This is a genomic window from uncultured Campylobacter sp., assembly GCF_938031315.1.
Taxonomy (GTDB): domain Bacteria; phylum Campylobacterota; class Campylobacteria; order Campylobacterales; family Campylobacteraceae; genus Campylobacter_B.
Genome location: NZ_CALHHT010000391.1, coordinates 1 through 4,366, shown reverse-complemented (window position 1 = coordinate 4,366; position 4,366 = coordinate 1). Strand labels below are relative to the sequence as shown.

Genomic DNA, 4,366 nt, shown 5'->3' with positions numbered 1-4,366 from the left:
GGATTTGCAAAAAAATATAGAAAAGACACGCAGCTTTCAAGTGCGATCGTCGCAAAGAGCGGCAAAAGCTACGCGCGAAACCGCAAGAGGCGACAAATAGATAAGGGGGCAAAATGAAACGTTGGAGCAAGCTTGCAAAACGGCTTTACGAGCTCGTGGATGAAAACATTAATTTTAAGCTTCACTGCACGGTTTATCGGATGCAAAGCAGGCGCGGCAGCACGGATTTGCCGCGATATTTTATCACGCTTGCGGGCGAGATTATTTTTGATTACCCGAAGGATTTCGTGCTAAAAAGCGGCGGCGTAAAAAGCCTAGCACAGGGCGCTCTAACGAAAATTTATCCGTATGGTAACGACATAAGCGACATCGGTGAGCTTATACGCGAATATATCGACACGCCCAAAGAGGAGCTGTTTGCAAAGCACTTTGGTGCCGATGAATGGGGGCTTGCAAATATCCTAAAGGCCGCCGACAAACGTATCGGCAAAAGGAGACTGCAAATTTTAGCCAAAAACAAGAAAAATCAAGCGATGCAAAAGGTGATAGCGGCTAGATTGGAGGCTTTACAATAAATCCAAGCAGCGATTTAAATGCGGAGCGAACAAGTGCGGACGGCAGGTTAAAATTTTGATTTATGCACGGACTTTTAAAATTTAACTGCGATCGTTGGTAAAAATTTAAAGAATTTAGAGCAGATAAAATACGCAGAGGTGGGCTTACCTTAGCACTTCTCGCCGGGTAGTTTGAAATTTTAGGCGGGTTTGGGCGTGGCGTATAAATTTGCACTAAAATTTAACGAAAAAACGGTGCGATCTGCCCGCTAAATTTTAGAAAGGATAATTATGATTTTAGCTTCAAACTACGATGAAATCGACTTTGACATGCTTTATAAGGCGCAAAAGGCAAAAAGCTCATTCGGCAAAAAACTGGCCGAGCATTGGGACAAAAAGGCGCCGAGCTTCAACGAGGGCGTGATGAAAAGCGCCTACGCGCAAGAATTTATAGACAAGGTTGATTTTACGGGCGTTTCTACGCTGCTTGACTTTGCGTGTGGCGCAGGCGCGCTAAGCGTGCTAGCTGCGAAAAAAGCGGAGCAAATTTACGGCTATGACTTTTCGCCAAAGATGCTAGAGTTTGCCCGTGAAAACGCTCAAATTTACGGCGCTAAAAACGTTAAATTTGCGCAAAAAGCTTTTGAGGACGACTGGTCGGATGTGCCTGAGTGCGACGTGGTTTTCGCCTCGCGCTGCCTTGAGGTGGACGATCTAAAGCCTGTATTGCTAAAACTGCTCTCAAAAACTAAAAAGGCGCTTTACATCACGTTTAAGGTCGGCAGCTTCGTAGACGAGCGGATTTTGCAGGCGCTGGGGCGCGACGTGCAAAAGAGGCCCGACTTCGTCTATCTTTTAAACATCCTGTTTCAAATGGGCTATCTGCCGAGCCTAAGCTACATTAAAGCCCAATGTCACGGCGGCGGAGCGAAAAGTGCGGAGGAGTTTGTGCAAAAGACGCGCTGGATGCTAGGCGGCGAGCTAAGCGAAACGGAAGAGGCGCGGCTAGCGGAGTATTTTAACAGCGGCAAATACGAGCCAAAGCGGGATTTTATGCACTGGGCATTCGTGCGGGTGAATAAAACAGATGAGCTTTAGCTTGGTTGCCTTATTTTATGAATAAAGCAGGATAATTTTGAAGCTAAATTTAGCTAGAAATGAAGCGTAAATTTAGCCTGCCAAAAATTTTATCGATAAAATTGCAAGAGCCGGTAAGTATTCATTTTTAAAAATTTAATGTGAAACGGGATCGCTTGTCTGCCAAAAAAGAAGCAAGTCAAAAAGCCCACTTCATTAAATTTAAAACGCTACGGAGTAAAAAAGCAAAATTTGAGCTAAAATAACCGAGAAAGGCGGTAAAAACGCAAAAAGACAAAATCCCCGCGGACATCAGCCAAATGCCGCAAGAAATTTTAAAAAGCTACGATAGATTTCGCTTTTGTAGATATCTGTTTTTCGGGACGCTTTTGACCTTTCTGATTTATATCGTCGTGTTTCTTATGTTTGTACATGATGCGCCCATAATGTCGTTTTTATGCATGCTCGCGTTATCTGCGATAAATATACTCGTCTGCCTAAAAAATATGCCCTGCTTTTATTTAGTGATGCAGATAAAGCCTTTATGCTTATATGGATACATGTGGCTGCGATATTTTACGTCCTTTATGCTTTAATCGGATTTTATTTACAGATAAAATATCACATAGACTGGGATACACGTCAGATTATACCCGCTATTTTTATCGCTATTCCGGTGGCGATAATAACATATAACGCAAATCCGGAATTTGACGCCGATGAGACCGTGTATCTACCGGCGCCAAAATCGTAGACAAAAATCGGCGGAGCCATCGCTGATAAAATTTCCGGCGAGCAAAATTTTAATAAAACAAACGGCGAGGCGCAAGCTACCCAAGATGAAGCCGCTAAATTTGAGCAAAAATTTAATGACGCGAGCCTTGAAACAGAATCTATCCAAAGTAAAGAGGAAGCGCTGGAATACGGCAAAGCTCTAACACGAATTGCAAAAAATTTAAAGCAAAAATATCAACTTCACCGTTTGATCAGATTTGCTTTCGTGAGTTTTGCAACAACGGTTTTTTTGATTTTATTTTTATCGGATTCGTATGAATTACACTGGGCGTTTATAGTTAGCGCCGTTTGCACGATTATATTTCTCTTTTCAAAACGCAAATACAGCAAACTCTTCGTAGAAAATCCCGAAAAAAGCAATACGATTTTCGCGATAGAAAATTTTGCGATTGTGACATTGGTTTTGTATTATCCCATTATGGCTATAGCGTTATGGCTTGCTGGCGGCGGTAGTGAATCTAACGATATAGGGCTATTTTTTGGCTTATTTTATCTTCTAGCAGTGACGCCTGTGTCCGTTATTACTACTCTTGTTTGCCTAGCACGCAACTTAAGCGTTTATAAAGAGATAAAAGAGTGAAATTAGTAAAATTAAACGAGTTTTTAAATAACTTTATCGCTCAAATATATTTCATCAGCTCCTTGTCTAAGTATTCTTTAGCTATGGAAGGACAGCTTAAATTTAGAATTTAAATCAATCCAAAGCAGCACTTTGCGTCTTTAAAATTTGCAAGCCCGCCATTTAAATATATCTTATTTATCTGCGTTCATTAAAACGCTTTAAATTAGCTGAGTGTAGAAGTAAGAAATAAAGAAGCGTGGATATTTTAGGCATAGCAAATCCGTTTAATTTGATCTTAAACGCTCAAGGCTACTGCGTTAGCTTGCATTTCAGCGCCTCTTGTAAAAGCGCATTGGCTACTACTCTCTCCTTTTTTACGAAGATAAAATTTTCGCCGTATTCGCTCTGCAGCTCGCTTTGTGGATCGGCACCCGTATGCATCACTATGATATTTGCTTTTAAATTAGAGCCGTTTAGCATCTTAGCGACGATGTCGAGCTTTTGCTGATTTGCGATCGTTAGGATGATGACCGACGCATCGCGCGCATGCAGCTCGTCGATCGCAGTTTTTTGCATTATATTTACAAAGTATATGTTCTCTCCGCGCGATTTGCCCAGATCTACGAGCTCTAAATCGCTCTCGGCGACTACGTATAGCAGCCCCTGATCTTTAAGACGTAGCACAACTTCTTGCCCTATCCTGCCGTAGCCTGCTACAATGATATGATGTTTCATCGGCGGGATTTGAGTTTTATGCTCCTCATCCTCGAGCTTTTCGACCTTGGACTCGAAACGGTTGGCGATTTTGTTTAAATTTTTAAGAATAAACGGCGTTAAAATCATCGTCGCTGTTACGACTGTAATTAAAATTTGCCCGTTTTCCTTACTTAGCATATCGCGGCTCATCAGCAGCGAAAAGATTGCAAGCGCAAACTCACCTATCTGGCATAGCGACAGCGCCGCTTTTAGCGCTATCCTTTTGCCGGTCGAGAGAAATAAGATCGCGTAAATCACAACCGTTTTAAGCGCCATTATAACGATAATAGCGAGCAGGATCAGCCCATAGTGCGAGACGATGACTTCAAAATTTATCTGCATGCCAATCGTGATGAAAAAAAGTCCGAGCAGTATGTCTCGAAACGGCGTCAGATCGGCCTCTATCTCGTGTTTATACTCGGTTTCTGCGATGAGCATGCCCGCAATGAACGCGCCCAGCGTGTACGAAAAGCCAAAAACATGCGCTAAAAAGCTAGCCCCCACGACGGTAAAAAGGATGGTCGCGATGAAAATTTCTTTAGAATTTGTCCTTACGACGTAGTAGAGGAAGCGGTTGAAAGCAAATTTACCGAGCACGAAAAGGATCACTACCACTATGGCG

The 4,366-nt window shown here is 42.5% G+C and carries 5 protein-coding genes; 4 read left to right on the top strand and 1 reads right to left on the bottom strand.

Going from position 1 to position 4,366, the window contains the following annotated elements; genetic code table 11:
* Window positions 1–113: 113 nt before the first annotated feature.
* From Q0236_RS09750 to Q0236_RS09735, 4 genes are all read left to right on the top strand, one after another.
* Entirely contained in the window at window positions 114–575 is a 462-nt protein-coding gene (locus Q0236_RS09750) for a hypothetical protein (RefSeq protein ID WP_297917258.1), read from the top strand.
* Window positions 576–845: 270 nt separating this feature from the next.
* A complete protein-coding gene (locus Q0236_RS09745) occupies window positions 846–1,652 on the top strand; it encodes a class I SAM-dependent methyltransferase (protein ID WP_297917256.1) in 807 nt (268 codons plus the stop codon).
* Between the two features lie 436 nt (window positions 1,653–2,088).
* On the top strand, window positions 2,089–2,385 hold the full coding sequence (locus Q0236_RS09740; protein ID WP_297917254.1) for a hypothetical protein: 297 nt from the start codon (window positions 2,089–2,091) through the stop codon (window positions 2,383–2,385).
* Between the two features lie 270 nt (window positions 2,386–2,655).
* Window positions 2,656–3,006, top strand: coding sequence for a hypothetical protein (locus tag Q0236_RS09735; RefSeq protein WP_297917253.1), 351 nt, complete (start codon window positions 2,656–2,658; stop codon window positions 3,004–3,006).
* Between the two features lie 291 nt (window positions 3,007–3,297).
* Here Q0236_RS09735 and Q0236_RS09730 read toward each other — a convergent pair.
* Window positions 3,298–4,366: cation:proton antiporter (locus tag Q0236_RS09730; RefSeq protein ID WP_297917251.1), on the bottom strand; the 1,069-nt coding region annotated here is incomplete at its 5' end.

Bases quoted from the DNA above. Each gene is read 5' to 3' on its own strand.
- Q0236_RS09750 (WP_297917258.1), top strand. From the start codon at position 114: ATGAAACGTTGGAGCAAGCTTGCAAAACGGCTTTACGAGCTCGTGGAT.
- Q0236_RS09745 (WP_297917256.1), top strand. From the start codon at position 846: ATGATTTTAGCTTCAAACTACGATGAAATCGACTTTGACATGCTTTAT.
- Q0236_RS09740 (WP_297917254.1), top strand. From the start codon at position 2,089: ATGCATGCTCGCGTTATCTGCGATAAATATACTCGTCTGCCTAAAAAA.